Annotated in this window: 16 protein-coding genes; 9 read left to right on the forward strand and 7 right to left on the reverse strand. The window is 51.9% G+C overall.

What is annotated here, in order from left to right:
• Positions 1–89 precede the first annotated feature (89 nt).
• The 8 genes from ACJHX4_RS09500 to ACJHX4_RS09535 all read left to right on the forward strand — a co-directional run bounded on the left by ACJHX4_RS09500 (position 90) and on the right by ACJHX4_RS09535 (position 7,033).
• Entirely contained in the window at positions 90–1,643 is a 1,554-nt protein-coding gene (locus ACJHX4_RS09500) for a BglG family transcription antiterminator (RefSeq protein WP_001296537.1), read from the forward strand.
• 26 nt (positions 1,644–1,669) lie between these two features.
• Positions 1,670–2,140, forward strand: a complete 471-nt coding sequence (locus ACJHX4_RS09505; protein WP_000355546.1) for a PTS sugar transporter subunit IIA — start codon at positions 1,670–1,672, stop codon at positions 2,138–2,140.
• 17 nt (positions 2,141–2,157) lie between these two features.
• Positions 2,158–2,472, forward strand: a complete 315-nt coding sequence (locus ACJHX4_RS09510) for a PTS fructose transporter subunit IIB (protein WP_001028073.1) — start codon at positions 2,158–2,160, stop codon at positions 2,470–2,472.
• 24 nt (positions 2,473–2,496) lie between these two features.
• A complete protein-coding gene (locus ACJHX4_RS09515; protein WP_000662206.1) occupies positions 2,497–3,588 on the forward strand; it encodes a PTS fructose transporter subunit IIC in 1,092 nt (363 codons plus the stop codon).
• Positions 3,589–3,599: 11 nt separating this feature from the next.
• Positions 3,600–4,451: a class II fructose-bisphosphate aldolase gene (locus ACJHX4_RS09520; RefSeq protein ID WP_000457122.1), complete on the forward strand. Its 852-nt coding sequence runs from the start codon at positions 3,600–3,602 to the stop codon at positions 4,449–4,451.
• Between the two features lie 80 nt (positions 4,452–4,531).
• Positions 4,532–5,392, forward strand: coding sequence for a ketose-bisphosphate aldolase (locus ACJHX4_RS09525; RefSeq protein ID WP_000961378.1), 861 nt, complete (start codon positions 4,532–4,534; stop codon positions 5,390–5,392).
• 47 nt (positions 5,393–5,439) lie between these two features.
• Positions 5,440–6,372: an ROK family protein gene (locus ACJHX4_RS09530; protein ID WP_000559088.1), complete on the forward strand. Its 933-nt coding sequence runs from the start codon at positions 5,440–5,442 to the stop codon at positions 6,370–6,372.
• Positions 6,353–7,033 carry a D-lyxose/D-mannose family sugar isomerase gene (locus ACJHX4_RS09535; protein ID WP_001296536.1) on the forward strand — a complete coding sequence of 227 codons (681 nt, stop codon included), beginning with the start codon at positions 6,353–6,355 and terminating at the stop codon, positions 7,031–7,033. Before ACJHX4_RS09530 ends, ACJHX4_RS09535 begins: the two co-directional genes overlap by 20 nt.
• 43 nt (positions 7,034–7,076) lie before the next feature.
• On the opposite strand, the gene ACJHX4_RS09540 is transcribed toward ACJHX4_RS09535, so the two are convergent.
• Both ACJHX4_RS09540 and xanP read right to left on the reverse strand, forming a co-directional pair.
• Positions 7,077–8,786 carry an AsmA family protein gene (locus tag ACJHX4_RS09540; RefSeq protein WP_001532045.1) on the reverse strand — a complete coding sequence of 570 codons (1,710 nt, stop codon included), beginning with the start codon at positions 8,784–8,786 and terminating at the stop codon, positions 7,077–7,079.
• 120 nt (positions 8,787–8,906) lie between these two features.
• Entirely contained in the window at positions 8,907–10,298 is a 1,392-nt protein-coding gene (gene xanP / locus ACJHX4_RS09545; RefSeq protein WP_001295238.1) for a xanthine/proton symporter XanP, read from the reverse strand.
• A gap of 279 nt (positions 10,299–10,577) precedes the next feature.
• Between xanP and gltS the strand changes: the two genes are divergently transcribed.
• Entirely contained in the window at positions 10,578–11,783 is a 1,206-nt protein-coding gene (gene gltS, locus ACJHX4_RS09550) for a sodium/glutamate symporter (RefSeq protein WP_000468826.1), read from the forward strand.
• A 33-nt stretch (positions 11,784–11,816) separates the two neighbouring features.
• Here gltS and recG read toward each other — a convergent pair whose 3' ends face one another.
• Genes recG through gmk form a run of 5 tightly spaced genes read right to left on the reverse strand, consistent with a single transcriptional unit; the run spans position 11,817 to position 17,680 of the window.
• Positions 11,817–13,898 carry an ATP-dependent DNA helicase RecG gene (recG, locus tag ACJHX4_RS09555; RefSeq protein WP_000678405.1) on the reverse strand — a complete coding sequence of 694 codons (2,082 nt, stop codon included), beginning with the start codon at positions 13,896–13,898 and terminating at the stop codon, positions 11,817–11,819.
• Positions 13,899–13,903: 5 nt separating this feature from the next.
• Positions 13,904–14,593 (reverse strand): tRNA (guanosine(18)-2'-O)-methyltransferase TrmH, encoded by a 690-nt coding sequence (gene trmH / locus ACJHX4_RS09560; RefSeq protein ID WP_001070179.1) that lies wholly within the window; start codon positions 14,591–14,593, stop codon positions 13,904–13,906.
• Positions 14,594–14,599: 6 nt separating this feature from the next.
• Complete coding sequence (spoT, locus tag ACJHX4_RS09565) at positions 14,600–16,708, reverse strand: bifunctional GTP diphosphokinase/guanosine-3',5'-bis pyrophosphate 3'-pyrophosphohydrolase (protein ID WP_000280473.1); 2,109 nt, start codon at positions 16,706–16,708, stop codon at positions 14,600–14,602.
• An 18-nt stretch (positions 16,709–16,726) separates the two neighbouring features.
• Positions 16,727–17,002 (reverse strand): DNA-directed RNA polymerase subunit omega, encoded by a 276-nt coding sequence (rpoZ, locus tag ACJHX4_RS09570; RefSeq protein ID WP_000135058.1) that lies wholly within the window; start codon positions 17,000–17,002, stop codon positions 16,727–16,729.
• Between the two features lie 54 nt (positions 17,003–17,056).
• A complete protein-coding gene (gmk, locus tag ACJHX4_RS09575; protein ID WP_001295237.1) occupies positions 17,057–17,680 on the reverse strand; it encodes a guanylate kinase in 624 nt (207 codons plus the stop codon).
• Positions 17,681–17,840: the final 160 nt, after the last annotated feature.

Consider the following 17,840-nt stretch of genomic DNA (forward strand, 5'->3'; position numbering starts at 1 on the left):
GTGAAATTATTCTGCTTTATATTTACCCTCAGAGATGGCAACTGAAGCTCTTCCATATGGGGCTTCTTAATCTGTGATAAGGGTAAAAAATGCAAATGATTACCTCGCGACAAAACAGATTATTACGATTCCTTTTACCTCGAAGGGAATATACGACTATTGTTACGATTGCCGGCTATTTAAATGTTTCGGAAAAAACCATTCAACGTGATTTACGTTTACTTGAGCAATGGCTGGGACAATGGAGAATAAATGTTGAGAAGCGTGCTGGCGCGGGTGTGATGTTAAGCGCGGAGAATATTGCTGATTTGCTGCATCTTGATCATTTGTTGGTGGCAGAATGTGAAGAGATTGATGGTGTAATGAATAATGCCAGGCGCGTTAAAATAGCGTCGCAGTTATTAAGTGAAACACCGAATGAAACGTCGATCAGTAAATTGTCAGAACGCTATTTTATCAGCGGAGCCTCTATTGTTAATGACCTGAGAGTAATTGAGTCCTGGCTTGCGCCGTTGGGGTTATCGTTGATCCGCAGCCCAAGTGGTACGCATATTGAAGGTAGTGAAGGGCAAGTCCGACAGGCAATGGCATTACTGATTAACGGCATTATTAACCATAATGAGCCGCAAGGTGTCGTGTATTCACGTCTGGATCCCGGAAGCTATAAAGCATTAGTCCATTATTTTGGAGAGGAAGAAGTGTTATTTGTCCAGTCATTGTTACTGGATATGGAAAATGAATTAAGTTGGTCTTTGGGAGAACCTTATTACGTTAACATTTTTACTCATATCCTTATTATGATGTATCGCAACACGCACGGGAATGCGTTATCAAGAGAAGAAGATCAAACCAGGCAATATGATGAAAATATCTTTAATGTTGCCAGTCAGATGATTCATAAGATAGAACAACGAATTGCACATACATTGCCCGATGATGAAGTCTGGTTTATTTATCAATATATCATTTCATCAGGTGTGGCGATTGATGGACAAAAAGATGTTAGCATTATTTCACATATGCAGGCCAGCAATGAAGCGCGTCTGATTACCTGGCGTTTAATTACGGTATTCAGTGACATCGTGGACTGCGATTTTAGTGAAGACAGCGCATTATATGATGGCTTATTGGTGCATATTAAACCGCTGATTAACCGACTAAATTATCGTATTCATATCCGTAATCCATTGCTGGAAGATATTAAAGCAGAATTAGCGGATGTCTGGCGGTTGACGCAATATGTGGTGAATCAGGTATTTAAAACCTGGGGTGAGAATGCGGTGAGCGAGGATGAAGTGGATTACCTGACCGTTCATTTTCAGGCTGCGATGGAACGGCAAATTGCCCGTAAACGCGTATTACTGGTCTGTTCAACCGGAATCGGAACTTCGCATCTACTGAAAAGCCGTATTCTGCGAGCATTTCCTGAATGGACGATTGTTGATGTTATTTCAGCAGCGAATTTATCACAGGTTTTGCCTGACAATATCGAACTGATTATTTCGACCATTAATTTGCCTACAGTCACTATGCCGGTCGCTTATGTTACCGCTTTTTTTAATGATGCCGATATTAAGCGGGTCACTGAAATGGTGATTACGGAAAAATTACATCATGCGACGTCTCGGGTCGTTGAAATTTAATGTCAGAATTTTATGAGGTATGACGAATGGACATAACAAAAATCCTGAATACGAATCGCGTTATTTTAGATATGCAAGCGACGAATAAAGCGGAGGCGATTGAAGAATTAACTAATCTTCTCAAAAAAGATGGTGCGATCGATTGTCGGGAAACCTTTATTAAAGATGTCTGGCAGCGCGAAGCGGAAGGCTCGACTGGTTTTGAAAATCATATTGCGATCCCGCATGGTAAATCTTCAGCTGTGATTAATACTACGCTGGCAATTGGCCGTACCCGCCAGGATATTCCCTGGGAAACGCTGGATGGCAGTAGCGTGCGCTGTATTATTTTATTTGCGGTACGTCTTGAAGATCAAAATACCACCCATATCCGTTTACTTTCCCAGGTCGCGGGCGCGCTGGCGGATGATGACATCATAGAACAATTGTTAGTTGAGACGAGTCCGCAAAAAATCATTGATCTCTTTAGTCAGTATGCACAATCCGATGTCTGCTAAATAACAGGGAGTATGTCATGAATATTGTCTGTGTTGCCGCCTGTACGGCGGGTATTGCTCATACCTATATTGCTCGTGAAAAGTTAATCAAAGGAGCAAAAGCTCTGGGCCATACCATTAAAGTTGAAACCCAGGGAACCATTGGTACAGAAAATGAATTACAGGCGGCAGATATCTCTGCTGCTGACGTCGTGATTCTTGCTGTAGATGTGAAAATAAAAGGAGAAGAACGCTTCACCAATAAACGTATTGTGCGAGTAAAGACAGAGATCGTCATTAAGTCGCCCGTTCAATTTCTTGAAAAGGTCGAAAAATCACTGGGAAACAAATGATCCTTATACTGGAGGGATCTTAATATGAAAGAAAATAAAATTACGGTTTCACAGGAAATTAAAAAACATTTATTAACCGGCATCTCGTGGATGATACCCCTTATTGTGGCCGCCGGGATATGTATTGCGTTGGGGCAAGTTCTTGGCGGTACAGATGTTGGTGAAAAAACAGGAACAATCCCGTGGATGCTTAATCAGATTGGCGGCTGGGGAATGGGGCTGATTGTGCCGCTGATTAGCGCGGCAATTGCCTATTCTATTGCCGATCGTCCCGGATTTGCCCCGGGCCTGATTGTCGGCTTTCTCTGTGGGCAAATCCATACCGGATTTATTGGCGGTATGTTGGGTGGTTTCCTGGTGGGCTACACCATTTTGCTACTTAAACGCTATATCCGCCTGCCGCAGTCGATGCAAGGACTCATGCCAATCATGGTGTTGCCGGTATTAAGCACCATTATCGGTGGGCTGTTAATGATGACGCTGATTGGTAAACCCATCGCCTGGTTACAAGAAGCACTGATTCATTTGCTCGAGTCGATGCAGGGCGGATCGCGCTTCCTGATGGGGGCCATACTTGGCGCGATGGCAACCTTCGATTTCGGTGGTCCGGTCAACAAAACCATGTCGCTGTTTTCCGATGGCTTGCTGGTCAGTGGCGTCTACGGACCAGAAGCCGTGAAATTTGTCGGCTCAATCATCCCTCCGTTTGGCATCACACTTTCGTTCTTACTGACACGCCATAAATACACCCGTGCGGAGCGCGAGGCGCTGAAAGCCGCGTTTCCGATGGGGATCTGCATGATTACTGAAGGAGTCATTCCGATCGCCGCGCGTGACCTACTGCGAGTAGTGGGATCTTGTGTGGTGGCATCGGCGGTCGCGGGCGGCTTAATCATGGTGTGGGGCGTGGAGAGTCCGGTTCCGCATGGCGGCATGTTTGTTGTGCCTCTGTTCACCCATCCTCTGCTGTTTTGCCTGGCGCTGGGTATAGGCACGGTGATTTGTGGCGTGATGCTTTCACTCTGGAAGAAACCGGTAACGGAACGCGACGAAGAGTTTGACGAACTGAGCGATCAAAAGCTGAAAGATGAAGAGATCACTTTCACCCTCGAATAACCGGAGGCCCTATGTTTGCCGATATGAAAAGTATGGTGATGAAAGCCTGGCATGAACATTACGCCTTGCTGGCGATCAACTGTATGAATCTGGAAAGTGCTCACGCAGCTATCCGCGTGGCGGAGAAGAATCGCGCTCCGATCATTCTCAATCTCTATCAGGGGCATCTGGCGCATTTTCCTGCACCCGTCGCGGCGGCAGTGGTTAAAACGCTCGCGGAATCTGCCTCAGTACCGGTCGCTCTGGCGCTTGATCATGGCAAAAATCCGGACTGTATTCGTCAGGCGTTTCGTGCTGGTTTCAGCGGATTAATGATTGATGCTTCTGCTTTTCCCCTGGAGGAAAACGTGCGCCAGACCAGGGCGGTGGTGGAACTCGCCGCCAGCGCGCAGCTCTGCGTGGAAGGCGAACTGGGCCATCTGGCAGATGCGCCGCGTTACGACCAGGCCGCCAATGCAGACCTGATGACGCAACCCACTGATGTGGAACCGTTTATCGCGCAGACAGGCATTGATCTACTGGCCGTCTCGGTAGGCACGGCGCACGGCATGTACGCGCCTGGCGTTGTACCTGCTATTGATTTTCAGCGTCTGGCGGAGATTTTCCACTGCTCGAGCGTGCCTCTGGCATTACATGGCGGTAGCGGTACGCCGTTCGATCAGCTCCAGCTCTGTACGACTCTGGGGGTAGCAAAAATCAACGTGGGGGCGGCCATTTTTGAACGGGGGAAATCCGCGCTCCTGCATACCCTCTGTCACGATATATCCATTGAACTGGTGGACGCGCTGAAAGCTATGGAACTGGCCTTCGAAGAAGCGATTACACCGTATTTACAGGCGAGCGGCGCTATCGGCAAAGCCTGATTCATTTTCTGTCATGGCCTTTATGCCAGTGCAATAACGCACCGGCAGGGCGGACTACACGCTGAAACTGGAGATTTAACATGTTAGTTTCGATGAAAGAATTACTGCAACCTACCCGCCAGCACGGCTTTGCCATTGGCGCATTTAATGTGGCGGATAACTGTTTCCTTCGCGCAGTCGTGGATGAAGCAGAAGCGACAAATACTCCGGCGATTATTGCCATCCATCCCAGCGAACATGATTTTGTGGGCGATGCCTTTTTCGCTCACGTTCGCGAAATTACCCAGCGTAGTCCGGTCCCGTTTGTACTGCACCTCGATCATGGTGCCTCTGTAGAGCATGTTTTGCGTGCGATTCGCTGCGGATTTACCTCAGTAATGATCGACGGTTCGCTGCTGCCGTATGAAGAAAACGTGGCGCTGACCGCAGAAGTGGTTCGCCTCGCTCACGCGGTTGGCGTGTCGGTTGAGGGTGAACTGGGAACCATCGGACAAACAGGAACGTCGGTAGAAGGTGGTGTTTCACAAGTGACCTACACAGATCCGGCGCAGGCCGCCGATTTTATTGCTCGTACAGGTGCCGACACACTGGCTGTGGCGATTGGTACAGCGCATGGCATCTATCCAAAAGGGATGCAGCCGAAGCTGCAAATGGACATTTTGCGCGACATTGCCGGACGTATTGATATTCCGCTGGTGCTACACGGTGGTTCGGCAAACCCGGACGCGGAGATTGCTGAATCAGTTACGCTCGGCGTCGGCAAAATCAATATCTCCAGCGATATGAAATACGCCTATTTCCAGAAAGTGCGTGAAATTCTCGCTAAAGAGAGCTGGTGGGACCCGAACGTCATCTATCCGGATGCGATTAACGCGGCGCGGGAAGTCATTCGCCACAAAATGAAACTGTTCGGTTCGCTCGGTAAAGCATCACTGTACTAAGCCAGAAGGGCGGGGTGACCCGCCTTTTACGCAACAAGGAACGAGATATGCACTATCTGGGGTTGGATATTGGTGGGACCAAAATCGCCGCCGTTGTCATGGATGCGCATGGCTGGGAGATTCGCCGTTACCGCTGCCCGACGCAAAAGTCGACATATCAACAATTTGTCTCATGCGTTGTGGCGCTTATCGAGCAGATTAGGCGGGACGTTCAACGACCGATGCTGACAGGGATCGCCTTACCCGGCAGTATCTCGCCACTCACTGGCCTGATTAAAAACGCGAATATTCAGGTGATTAACGGTCATGCGTTACAGGCTGATTTGCAGCAATTGCTTGGGCAACCGGTGGTGATAGCCAATGATGGTAACTGTTTCGCGCTATCAGAAGCTTGCGACGGTGCCGGGCAAGATTATGACGTGGTATTTGGTATTACGCTTGGTACGGGCTGCGGCGGTGGCATTGCCATCAAGCAACGACCGTTTATAGGGGCCTGGGGAAATGCTGCCGAATGCGGTCATATCACGTTGCCAGGCTATACGGAGCAGGAAGATGGTCCATCAGTCAGTTGCTATTGCGGCAAACACAACTGCGTGGAGTCGTTTGTTTCCGGCAGCGGTTTTAGTGAACGCTATCAACAGATGACTGGTAACTTGCTCACTCCTGCGGCGATTGTCACCCTGGCACAACGTGGTGATGCTTGTGCCATGCAGCAGGTGGCACGTTTTCGCCAACAGCTTGCCCGCACGCTGGCAACCATCGTTAACGTTGTTGACCCTGGCGTGATTGTGATCGGCGGCGGGCTTTCGAATGTGGAACTGCTTATCACCGATCTGAACGCAGAAGTCGCTCCACTGGTTTTCACCGATCAATTCACCACTCCCATTGTAAAAGCACAGCACGGCGACAGTAGCGGAATGCGTGGCGCTGCCTGGCTTGCTATGCGCAACGGAGAAGCCAATGAAACGTTCACAAATTAATTATGTTATTGATAAAGCACATGCCATTGCGCAGACCTTCCGCGTTTGTTTGCCAGAGTTCGCCTATTTTACGGTGGATGACTGGCTGCAGCGGGAACGGGATAACTGGCAAGAAGTGGTCGACTTACAGCTCGGTTGGGATATCACCGATTTTGGTCGTGGTGATTTCAACCAAACGGGACTAACACTGCTAACGATGCGCAACGGCGCGCTGGGGTCGGCGGCATATCCAAAACCGTATGCTGAGAAAATGTTGCAGATCCAACAAGATCAGCAGACTCCCTGGCATTTTCACACCCACAAAATGGAAGATATCCTCAATCGGGGCGGTGGAGACTTATGCATGCAGTTGGCCTGGGCCAACGAAGCCAATCTCTGTGATGATCAACGAGTCATTACCGTGAGTGTTGATGGTCAGCGGCGTACCATGAAACCTGGTGAAACGCTGGTGCTAAAGCCGGGGCAGGGCATTTGCCTGCCGCCGCGTCTGTATCATCGCTTCTGGGCGGAAAAAGCGTTTGTTCTCGGCTGGGAAATCTCGATGGTAAATGATGACCAACACGATAATTATTTTCTTGAGCCGGGAGGACGTTTTCCGGCGATAGAAGAAGATGAACCGGTGAAATGGTTATTGTGCGGTGAGTATGGAATTTTGCGCTAATAACGGGGAACGCTAGCGCTGATATCCGCTAGCGTCCTTATTTTTACTGCACCGGCTCCGTCGACGTAACTTCACCACTGGAAACTACGCCCGCATTCATGGTTTGAGTCACTTGCTGCTTTGCGGCATTCACGGCATGCAATTGCCCGCTAACCGTAGGTTTCAGCGGGACATTGACCTGAATATCGCCACTGGCGGTAAGCTGAATATTGCCGTCGCCAGTCAACGGTAATTCAGGCCATCCCCAATGTTGCAAAATATTCACCGGCACACCGCGTCCATTCAGGCTGATATGGGTCTGACGTTGTGGCGTTTGTGAAACACTGGCGGTGGCTTCCAGAATGCCTTTTTCAGTAAATGCACTCAGTTCGCTGATATTCACCGTGCTGCTGTTGGCAGTTAGCGCCAGCGACGGACGACGGACATCAACACGATTAAACGTTGCGGCGGCGGCATTCAGATTCGCCGAGCCACTCCAGACGCCCCATTTATGATCGGTAACCAGCGTCAGATTGGCACCGTAACCATCGAGCGCGGTGAGCTGCCACGGGAAGTCAGGGTCGATATCAATGATCAGATTGCGGCTGGCGCTAAATCTCTTCAGTTGCAGGCTGTTTAACCAACCGGGTGTCGTTTCCATCCACAACTGTTGCCAGTTTTTGGGCAAGGTATATTCCAGTCCGGCAATTGCCGCATCATCGAGGATCAGCGTTTTCCCGTCGCGTTGCCAGTTTCCTGACGTTCTGACGATACCCCCTTCCCAGCGGCTGGTGAACTGGCGCAGTGCTACGCCCTGCGGGGAAAATTCCGCGTTTATAATCGGATCAAATAAATGCAGCGAGCCATAAATAAACTCGCTGGCGTTCATCGACAGTTTACCTTCCTGTGTCTGCCAGTCATCTTTACTGAAGGTCATGTTGCGCAAGCTGAGATCGAGGTCGGCCACCGCCCAGTCCGGACCTTGCAAACGAGCGTCGATGACTTCCAGGCGACCAATCTGCAACGACGGGACAGAGCGTAATGGTGCAAAGAAGTCGGTTAGCGATTTTTCGCTTTGTAGACGGATATCCGCCATGCGCAGGTTTTCCACTTGCCAGCTGCCGTCAGCGTTACGCTGCGCGTTTCCGGTTAATGTCCCGCGGGCGATGTCGGCACCCAGGTTAGTCAGCGTAACGCGATCGTTATCAATACTGCCTTCAATCAGTACATTGGTGGCAGGAACATCATTGAGCGAAAGCGATCCGGCACTAAACTGAATCTGTGCCTTCGTACCCAGCACTTTACCGGCTTCTGGTGACCACGGAACCACGCCGCCATTTACCCGCTGCGCGCTCAGTTTCCATTCGCTATTCGGGCTATTAAACGCCATATCACGCAGTTGCAGACGATCGGCTTTGAACGGTAGCGGCGCGGTCTGGTCGGTGAGATTCAGCGTCCCGTTTTCCAGCAGGATGGTATCGACATGGCGTGGTTCGGTCAGTTGCCGACTGCTTAGCGCAATGTCGACACTTTTTGCTACCAGGGTCGCGGGCTGGCCATCACGGCCAAACGTGACGTTCTTCAGCACGATATGAGATGGCGCGGAAAAACGGTGATCCATCGCCCCGAAGGCCAGATGATAGTCGCTATTCTCGGAAACCCATGCGCTGATATGTTCTGCTCCCCAGCGAGTTTGCAGAAGAAAATAGAGGCCAGCGATCACCACTAACAGAGCGATGAGAATGTAGAGAAGCAGCTTCCCAATAAATTTCATGGTCTTCCATCCCGTGAAATGCACATAAGGGAGTTATGCACGATTTACGCGCAATCCTCAAGGCGGGAATGGTGAAAGAGGTGAGACTGCGGCGGTAATTATCTTACCGCCGCCAGTGAATTACTGTTTTTCTGGTGGGAAAATCAGATTCAGCACGATGGCAGTAATACCGCCCGCGGCAATCCCGGAGGAGAGCAGGTTTTTCAGCCATTCAGGGGCAAACTGCAAAATCAGCGGCTGCTGAGACACGCCCAGACCGACCGCCAGCGACAGCGCGATAATCAGAATCGCCCGGCGGTTCAGCGGCTCACGAGAAACGATACGCACACCGGAGGCGGCGATGGTGCCAAACATTACAAGCGTTGCGCCGCCCAGAACCGGTTCTGGAATGTGTTGTACAAAACCGCTCACTGCCGGGAACAGACCCAGCACGATCAACATCAGCGCGACGACAAAACCGACATAGCGGCTGGCAACACCGGTTAACTGGATCACCCCGTTGTTCTGCCCGAAGCAGGAGTTCGGGAAGGTATTAAATACCGCCGAGACAAACGAGTTCAGGCCGTTTGCCAGTACGCCGCCTTTCAGGCGTTTCATGTACAGCGGACCGGACACTGGCTGTTCGGAAACGTCAGAGGTCGCCGTGATATCGCCAATGGTTTCCAGCGAAGTGATCATAAAGACCAGCATCAGCGGCAGCAGCAGACTCCATTCAATGCCAAGACCGTAATAGAGCGGCGTTGGCACCATAATCAGTTCTTGTGTCATCGGTTCGTTGCTTTCTGGCAACATGCCCATAAACCACGCCAGCGCATATCCGGCCGCCATCGCAATCACCAGTGAGGCCACGCGTAAGTAAGGGTTACGTTGACGGTTAAGCAGGATAATTAAGGCTAAGACCACGCCTGCCAGCAGCAGATTTTTCGGTGCGCCGAAGGTGTTATCGCTCATGGCTGCGTAACCGCCGCCAATGGAGGTCAGTCCAACCTGAATTAGCGACAGGCCGATAATCATCACCACAACGCCAGAAACCAGCGGCGTAATAATGCGGCGCGCCAGATGCAGAACGCGGGAGATCACCATCTCGGTACAACTTGCCAGCATCAACGTGCCGAACAAAGCTGCCATCATGGTAGGAACATCAGCACCACCGGTCTTCAGCGCTGTGCCGCCCATAATCAGCGGAGCAACAAAGTTGAAGCTGGTGCCCTGAATAGACAACAACCCGGAGCCAACCGGACCCCAGGCCTTAATTTGAATAATCGATGCCACACCGGAGGCAAACAGCGACATACTAATAATGTGTTGCGTGTCTTGTGCCGGTAAACCCAGCGCCTGGCAGATTAATAGCGCTGGCGTGATCACCGCAACGAACATCGCCAGCAAATGCTGACAGGCGGCAAACAGAGTTTGAGGAAGCGGCGGACGATCTTCAAGACGGTAAATCAGTTCGCTGTTTTGAGTCTGCGCAACCGGTTGCGCATTTTCTGACTCGAGGGTGGAAACAGACATCGAAAACAATCCCGTGGTAGCAAAGCGGGCATTTTAGCTGACCGAAAGAGAAAAGCAAACGTTTGCCACATCCTCATCTAAATATTTAAATGAGATAAATGTACTTTTTTATATAACTTTTAGTTGTTTTCTGCTTAAAATCCATGCCATTTTTCTATTTTCAGCGAAGAATTCGAACCAGGAAAGCATGACTCGATACTCGTCATATTTCGCCTTACTGCAAATGCGCGATGAAGTATGACGAGTATGAAAGAGTGATGCGGACACAAAGGAGTAACTATGTTTCATCTCGATACTTTAGCAACGCTTGTTGCCGCAACGCTGACGTTGCTGCTCGGGCGCAAGTTGGTCCATTCCGTCTCCTTTTTGAAGAAATACACCATACCGGAACCTGTTGCGGGTGGTTTATTAGTGGCGCTGGCGCTGCTGATACTGAAAAAAAGCATGGGCTGGGAAGTCAACTTTGATATGTCCCTGCGCGATCCGTTGATGCTGGCTTTCTTCGCCACCATTGGCCTGAACGCCAACCTTGCCAGTCTGCGAGCTGGTGGGCGTGTGGTGGGGGTTTTCCTGATTGTGGTTGTTGGCCTGTTGGTGATGCAAAATGCCATTGGCATTGGTATGGCTAGCCTGTTAGGGCTTGATCCGCTGATGGGGCTGCTGGCCGGTTCTATTACGCTTTCCGGCGGTCACGGTACGGGTGCTGCATGGAGTAAATTGTTCATTGAACGTTATGGTTTCACCAACGCGACAGAAGTGGCGATGGCCTGTGCAACGTTCGGTTTGGTGCTGGGCGGCTTGATTGGCGGTCCGGTGGCGCGCTATCTGGTGAAACACTCCACCACACCGAACGGTATTCCGGATGACCAGGAAGTTCCGACGGCGTTCGAAAAGCCGGATGTGGGCCGCATGATCACCTCGCTGGTGCTGATTGAAACTATCGCGCTGATTGCTATCTGCCTGACGGTGGGGAAAATTGTTGCGCAACTTTTGGCTGGTACTGCTTTTGAACTACCGACCTTCGTCTGTGTACTATTTGTTGGCGTGATTCTGAGCAACGGTCTGTCAATGATGGGCTTTTACCGCGTCTTTGAGCGAGCGGTATCCGTGCTGGGTAACGTAAGCCTGTCGTTGTTCCTGGCGATGGCGCTGATGGGGCTGAAACTGTGGGAGCTGGCTTCGCTGGCGTTGCCGATGCTGGCGATTCTGGTGGTACAGACCATCTTCATGGCGTTGTACGCCATCTTCGTTACCTGGCGCATGATGGGCAAAAACTACGATGCGGCAGTGCTGGCTGCGGGTCACTGTGGTTTTGGCCTCGGTGCAACGCCAACGGCAATCGCCAACATGCAGGCGATCACTGAACGCTTTGGCCCGTCGCACATGGCGTTCCTGGTCGTGCCGATGGTCGGTGCGTTCTTTATCGATATCGTCAATGCGCTGGTGATTAAGCTGTATTTGATGTTGCCGATTTTTGCCGGTTAACCGATGAAGCGGCGGTCTTCTCACCGCCGCTTTTTACGCATTCGAGTAACGTTCTGTTTCTGGCATCCAGCGTTCTATCAGGGCTTTTGCCTGTTGTGGGTAACGTTCGTGAATATGTCGCGCCAGGCGCTGAACTTCCGGGATCATCGCCTGATCGCGCAGTAAATCCGCCACTTTAAATTCAGCATTACCCGTCTGACGTGTACCTAACAATTCGCCAGGGCCGCGAATCTCCAGATCTTTCTGTGCAATCACAAAACCATCGTTGCTGTCGCGTAGTACCTGCAGGCGGATTTGCGCGGTTTTGGAGAGCGGCGTTTTGTAGAGCAGCACGCAGTGAGAAGCCACCGCGCCACGACCTACACGCCCGCGAAGCTGGTGTAACTGCGCCAGACCCAGACGCTCCGGGTTTTCGATAATCATCAGACTGGCATTGGGTACATCAACACCGACTTCAATGACAGTAGTGGCAACCAGCAGGTGTAGCTCGCCTTGTTTAAACGATGTCATCACCGCCTGTTTCTCGGCGGGTTTCATCCGTCCGTGTACCAGGCCAACATTCAACTCTGGTAGCGCCAGTTTCAACTCTTCCCAGGTCGCTTCCGCCGCCTGCGCTTCCAGTAATTCCGACTCTTCAATCAACGTACAAACCCAGTACGCCTGACGCCCTTCAGTCATACAGGCGTGGCGCACGCGGTCAATGATGTCGGTACGGCGGGTATCAGGAATAGCGACCGTAGTCACTGGCGTGCGGCCTGGTGGCAGCTCATCTATCACCGAGGTATCGAGATCGGCATACGCAGTCATCGCCAGCGTGCGGGGGATGGGCGTGGCGGTCATGATCAACTGATGCGGATGGAAGCCCTGCTGCTGGCCTTTCTCCCATAACGCCAGACGCTGATGCACGCCAAAACGATGCTGTTCGTCGATAATCACCAGCGCCAGGCCGTTAAACTGCACCTGTTCCTGGAAAATGGCGTGCGTACCAACAATCATCTGCACCTGACCGCTGGCGATGGCTTCTTGCTGAGCCAGTCGTGCTTTACCTTTCTGTTTTCCGGCGAGCCAGCCTACTTCGATACCGAGCGGTGCAAACCAGTTACGGAAGTTATTGGCGTGCTGCTCGGCGAGTAATTCGGTTGGTGCCATCAATGCCACCTGTTTGCCGTGCGCAATCGCACGCAACGCGGCGAGGGCGGCGACCAGCGTTTTACCGGAACCTACATCGCCCTGCACCAGACGCATCATCGGCACATCCAGCGCCATATCGCGCTCGATCTCCGCCACTACGCGTGCCTGTGCGCCCGTTGGCTTGAACGGTAAGGCGGCGAGGAGTTTATTTTTCAGCGCGTCATTGGCGCTCAGCGGCTGAGCATGAAAACGTTGTGCACCGGCACGTAACGCCAACATGCTGAGGTTGTGCGCCAGCAACTCTTCCAGAATCAGCCGGCGTTGTGCCGGATGCTGCCCGGTTTCGAGATCGCTAAGCTGTAGCGTCGGCGGTGGGCGGTGCAAAGTGCGCAACGCTTCCGGTAGCGTCATCATTCCTTGTGACAGTTCCGGCGGCAGGAGTTCTTCAATGGCGCATGTGTCGAGCAGATCCAGCGCCTGGTCGGTTAATTTACGCAGCGTAGCCTGCTTTACGCCTTCCGTAGTTGGGTAAACCGGCGTGAGCGTTTCCTGTAACTCTGGCGTGCTGAGATCGCCCTGTACGCGGTATTCCGGGTGGATCATCTCCGCACCATATTTGCCGCGCTTTGCTTCGCCATAGGCCAGCACGCGGCGGCCTGTCGCCAGGCTATTTTTCATTGCCGCATTGAAGTTGAAAAAGCGCATAGTGAGAATGCCGGAACCGTCGCTGATCTGGCAGGTCATCATCCGCCGACCGCCGAAGGAGATATTGCAGTTCAGCACTTCGCCTTCCACCGTGGCATAAACACCCGGCAGTAGTTCACCGATGGGGTAGAGATGTGTGCGATCTTCGTAGCGCAGAGGAAGGTGTAAGAGCAAATCCTGTACGGTATGCAGGTTGATTTTCGCCAGCTTGTTACTAAGCGCTGCGCCAACGCCCGTTAGGGAACTGAGCGGGACAGCATCTAACAGGCGACCTTTCATCGCGCTTACCCTGCGGCCTGCATGGTGGACCACCAGTCAGCATCGGCTTCAATCTCGCCTTGCTGATTAACGTGGGGGTAGGGCAGACCTTTGCGTTTTGCGACTTTCGCCAGCACCGGATAGCCGCCTTCAAACAGCAGGCGTTGTTGCTCGGCTTCCGGCAACATGCTGTTTTCACGCAGGTACATGCCCGCATTTTGCCGCTGGCGCTGGGCTTCGTAAAGAATGAGGGCTGAGGCAACGGAAACATTCAGCGACTGCACCATGCCGATCATCGGAATGATGATATCCTGATCCGCCAGGGCCAACGCTTCCTGCGTGATGCCCGTTTTCTCCTGTCCCATCAAAATACAGGTCGGGCGAGTGTAATCAATTTCGCGGAAATCAACAGCGTTATCAGAAAGATGGGTTGCCAGAATCTGCATGCCCTGGCCTTTCAGATGAGCGACGGCATCGCCAATGGTGCGGTGCGTTTTCACCTGTACCCAGCTGTTACTACCCGCAGCTGCCGAAGCCATGGTGCGCATCCGGCTGCCAGGCCAGACAGCATGAACTTCATGTACGCCAACGGCATCTGCGGTACGAATAATCGCAGAAACGTTATGAGGTTTGTGGACCTGCTCCATGCAGACGGTCAGATCAGGCTGCCGCCTGGCGAGCATTTCGCAGATGCGTGCATAACGTGTTGGGTTCATAAAACATTAATTTCGGTTTCGGGTGACTTTAATCACGTCTGGCATCACGCGGATTTTGCGCATGATATTCGCCAGATGCACACGGTCACGGGCGGTCAGACGAATAAAGGCGCTATAGACGCGACCATCTTTCTCTTCCGTATTCAAACTTTGAATATTCGAGGTCGTGGTGTTAATTGCCGCCGTCAGGTTTGCCAGCGCGCCCTGATGATTGAACATCTCCACCTTGATTTCGGTGATGAATTCCTGCGCCGTCTCTTTATCCCATTCAACAGCCATAAACTTCTCTGGCTCTTTCTGGTAGCCACGGATGTTACGGCAGGATTCATGGTGGATCACCAGACCTTTACCGGGGCTGACGTGGGCGATAATCGGGTCGCCAGGAATTGGGCGGCAGCATTTCGCAAAGGTGATCAGCACGCCATCGGCACCTTTAATGGGCAGATGTCCGTGACTTTGGGTTGCCGGTGGAATGGAGGCGTCCCCATGTTGCAGATTTTTCGCGACCACCACGCTCATTGCGTTACCAAGGCCGATTTCTGCCAGCAGATCGTCAAGCGTTGCCAGCTTCATGCGGTCCAGCTCGCGCTGAATATTTTCCTGCGGGATTTCATTGAGCTTACGGCTACCACCCAACGCATGGTTGAGCAGACGACGGCCCAGGCTTACAGAATCATCACGCTTGAGGTTTTTCAGCAACTGACGAATTTTGGCGCGCGCTTTCGAGCTGACGACAAAGTTCAGCCACGCGGCATTCGGGCGAGCACCCGGTGCGGTAATGATTTCAACGGTTTGACCGCTAGTAAGCGGCTGCGACAGCGGGTAAGGCTGGCGGTCGACGCGTGCGCCCACGCAGGCATGGCCGATATCGGTATGCACCGCATAAGCGAAGTCGACGGGCGTTGCACCGGCAGGCAGTTCGACAATGCGCCCTTCTGGTGTGAAAACGTAAATCTCATCCGGGAAGAGATCGGATTTAACGCTCTCGATAAATTCAAACGAGCTACCGGCACTCTGTTGCAGCTCCAGCAGGCTTTGCATCCAGCGCTGGGCGCGTATTTGCGCGGTAGTGCTGGTTTCGCCGTGCTCTTTATAAGCCCAGTGCGCGGCAACACCCATCTCCGCCATCTGATCCATATCTTCGGTACGGATCTGGACCTCAACCGGCACGCCGTGCGGGCCAATCATCGAGGTGTGCAAAGACTGATAGCCGTTCGCTTTTGGAATGGCGATATAGTCTTTCACGCGGCCCGGACGCGGCTTGTACAGGCTGTGCATCTGGCCCAGCACGCGATAACAGGTGTCAGAATCATTGACGATCACGCGGAAAGCGTAGATGTCCATGATTGAGTGAAAACGCTGCTCTTTGAGCACCATTTTGCAGTAAATCGAATAAAGATGCTTTTCGCGACCACTGACGCGGCACGGTATTCCCGCTTCCTGCAAACGCCCTTCGATTTCAGAAAGAATCTTCTGGATCATCTCTTTACGGTTGCCGCGCGCGGCTTTCACCACTTCTTTGATTACGCGATAACGGTTGGGATACAGCGCCTCAAAACCCAGCTCCTCGAGTTCGGTTTTAATGTGGTGGATACCTAAACGGTGCGCCAGCGGGCTGTATATTTCGAGAGTTTCACGGGCGATGCGGCGACGTTTGTCCGGGCGAAGTGAGCCCAGCGTGCGCATGTTGTGGGTACGGTCGGCAAGTTTGATGAGAATGACGCGGATATCCTGCACCATCGCCATAATCATCTTGCGAAAGTTTTCGGCCTGCGCCTCTTTCTTATCGCGGAACTTGAGTTTATCAAGTTTCGACACCCCCTCTACCAGCTCGGCGACGCTTTTACCAAAAAGCTGTTCCATGTCCTGGTAGGTGGCGGGTGTATCTTCAATCACATCATGCAGCAGCGCCGCCATCAGCGTTTCATAGTCGAGTTTCATCTCGGCCAGAATGCAGGCAACCGCCACCGGATGCGTGATATAGGGTTCACCGCTTGAACGTGTTTGCCCCTCGTGAGCATCACGTGCAACGAGATACGCCTGCCGCAGACGCTTGATTTGGTCTTCCGGCAGGTAGTTTTGAATCAGCTGATTCAGGCTTTCAAACAGATACAAGGGCGACCCGCTTTGTGATTAACGACGACCTTCAGCAATAGCGGTAACGGCTTGTAATTCAGCGGCTTCCTGCTCTTGCTGCTCCTGGCGTTCGCGAACGTCGAGGATCTGGTTGTTGATCAGACCTTCTTCGATTTCGCGCAGCGCGATTACAGTGGTTTTATCGTTTTCTTCCGGTACCAGCGGATCCTTTCCGCCTACCTGCATCTGACGAGCGCGACGCGCGGCGACCAGTACCAGGTCAAAACGGTTACCAATTTTCTCTACAGCGTCCTGAACAGTTACGCGTGCCATACTTAAAAAGCTCCACAGGTGAAGAAATGACTGGGCATGATACTGAAATCAGGTTCAGTCTGCCAACAATTTGCTGATTAAAGCGTCATGACGCTGCTTTTGGCGGCTCATGCGCAGACGTTCGGCGCGAATAATGGTCTTCAAATCGGTCAACGCGGTATCGAAGTCATCATTCACAATCAGGTAATCATATTCGGCGTAATGGCTCATTTCTGCAACAGCTTGCGCCATACGCTTTGCAATGACCTCTTCGCTGTCCTGACCGCGACCGCGTAGACGGCGGTCCAGTTCGATTTTAGACGGCGGTAAAATAAAGATACTCCGCGCGTGCGGCATCTTCTGGCGAATTTGCTGCGCACCCTGCCAGTCGATATCGAGAAAAACATCGACACCGGTCGCCAGTACTTGCTCAATGGCCTCACGCGAAGTGCCATAGTAATTACCAAAAACTTCTGCGTGTTCGAGGAACGCATCTCTACTAATCATTTCTTTAAATTCATCATGATTAACAAAGAAATAATGTTCACCGTGGACTTCACCAGGACGCGGTTGGCGTGTGGTGTGTGAAACAGAAACCTGGGTGTCATACAACGGTTGGGTTTTTAATAAAGCCTGAATCAGGCTGGATTTACCCGCGCCACTGGGGGCAGAAACAATATAAAGCGTGCCTTGAGCCATGAGTATCTTTCGTATGTGATTAGCGAAATAAAGCCTACATACGAGCTTATTATACACGGCGCGGCCATGTGACGTAGCCCTTGCTCACACTTTTTGCGCAAAGTTGTTGCGTTTTGCGTAGCTGCTTCCGCATTTGCCTGTGATTCACTGCAATAAAGAC

This window comes from Escherichia sp. WS2035 (genome assembly GCF_046487065.1).
GTDB classification, from domain to species: Bacteria; Pseudomonadota; Gammaproteobacteria; order Enterobacterales; family Enterobacteriaceae; genus Escherichia; species Escherichia coli.

Excerpts from the sequence above, each read along its gene's own strand:
- ACJHX4_RS09500 (WP_001296537.1), top strand. The coding sequence starts at position 90 with ATGCAAATGATTACCTCGCGACAAAACAGATTATTACGATTCCTTTTA.
- ACJHX4_RS09505 (WP_000355546.1), top strand. The coding sequence starts at position 1,670 with ATGGACATAACAAAAATCCTGAATACGAATCGCGTTATTTTAGATATG.
- ACJHX4_RS09510 (WP_001028073.1), top strand. The coding sequence starts at position 2,158 with ATGAATATTGTCTGTGTTGCCGCCTGTACGGCGGGTATTGCTCATACC.
- ACJHX4_RS09515 (WP_000662206.1), top strand. The coding sequence starts at position 2,497 with ATGAAAGAAAATAAAATTACGGTTTCACAGGAAATTAAAAAACATTTA.
- ACJHX4_RS09520 (WP_000457122.1), top strand. The coding sequence starts at position 3,600 with ATGTTTGCCGATATGAAAAGTATGGTGATGAAAGCCTGGCATGAACAT.
- ACJHX4_RS09525 (WP_000961378.1), top strand. The coding sequence starts at position 4,532 with ATGTTAGTTTCGATGAAAGAATTACTGCAACCTACCCGCCAGCACGGC.
- ACJHX4_RS09530 (WP_000559088.1), top strand. The coding sequence starts at position 5,440 with ATGCACTATCTGGGGTTGGATATTGGTGGGACCAAAATCGCCGCCGTT.
- ACJHX4_RS09535 (WP_001296536.1), top strand. The coding sequence starts at position 6,353 with ATGAAACGTTCACAAATTAATTATGTTATTGATAAAGCACATGCCATT.
- ACJHX4_RS09540 (WP_001532045.1), bottom strand. The coding sequence starts at position 8,786 with ATGAAATTTATTGGGAAGCTGCTTCTCTACATTCTCATCGCTCTGTTA.
- xanP (WP_001295238.1), bottom strand. The coding sequence starts at position 10,298 with ATGTCTGTTTCCACCCTCGAGTCAGAAAATGCGCAACCGGTTGCGCAG.
- gltS (WP_000468826.1), top strand. The coding sequence starts at position 10,578 with ATGTTTCATCTCGATACTTTAGCAACGCTTGTTGCCGCAACGCTGACG.
- recG (WP_000678405.1), bottom strand. The coding sequence starts at position 13,898 with ATGAAAGGTCGCCTGTTAGATGCTGTCCCGCTCAGTTCCCTAACGGGC.
- trmH (WP_001070179.1), bottom strand. The coding sequence starts at position 14,593 with ATGAACCCAACACGTTATGCACGCATCTGCGAAATGCTCGCCAGGCGG.
- rpoZ (WP_000135058.1), bottom strand. The coding sequence starts at position 17,002 with ATGGCACGCGTAACTGTTCAGGACGCTGTAGAGAAAATTGGTAACCGT.
- gmk (WP_001295237.1), bottom strand. The coding sequence starts at position 17,680 with ATGGCTCAAGGCACGCTTTATATTGTTTCTGCCCCCAGTGGCGCGGGT.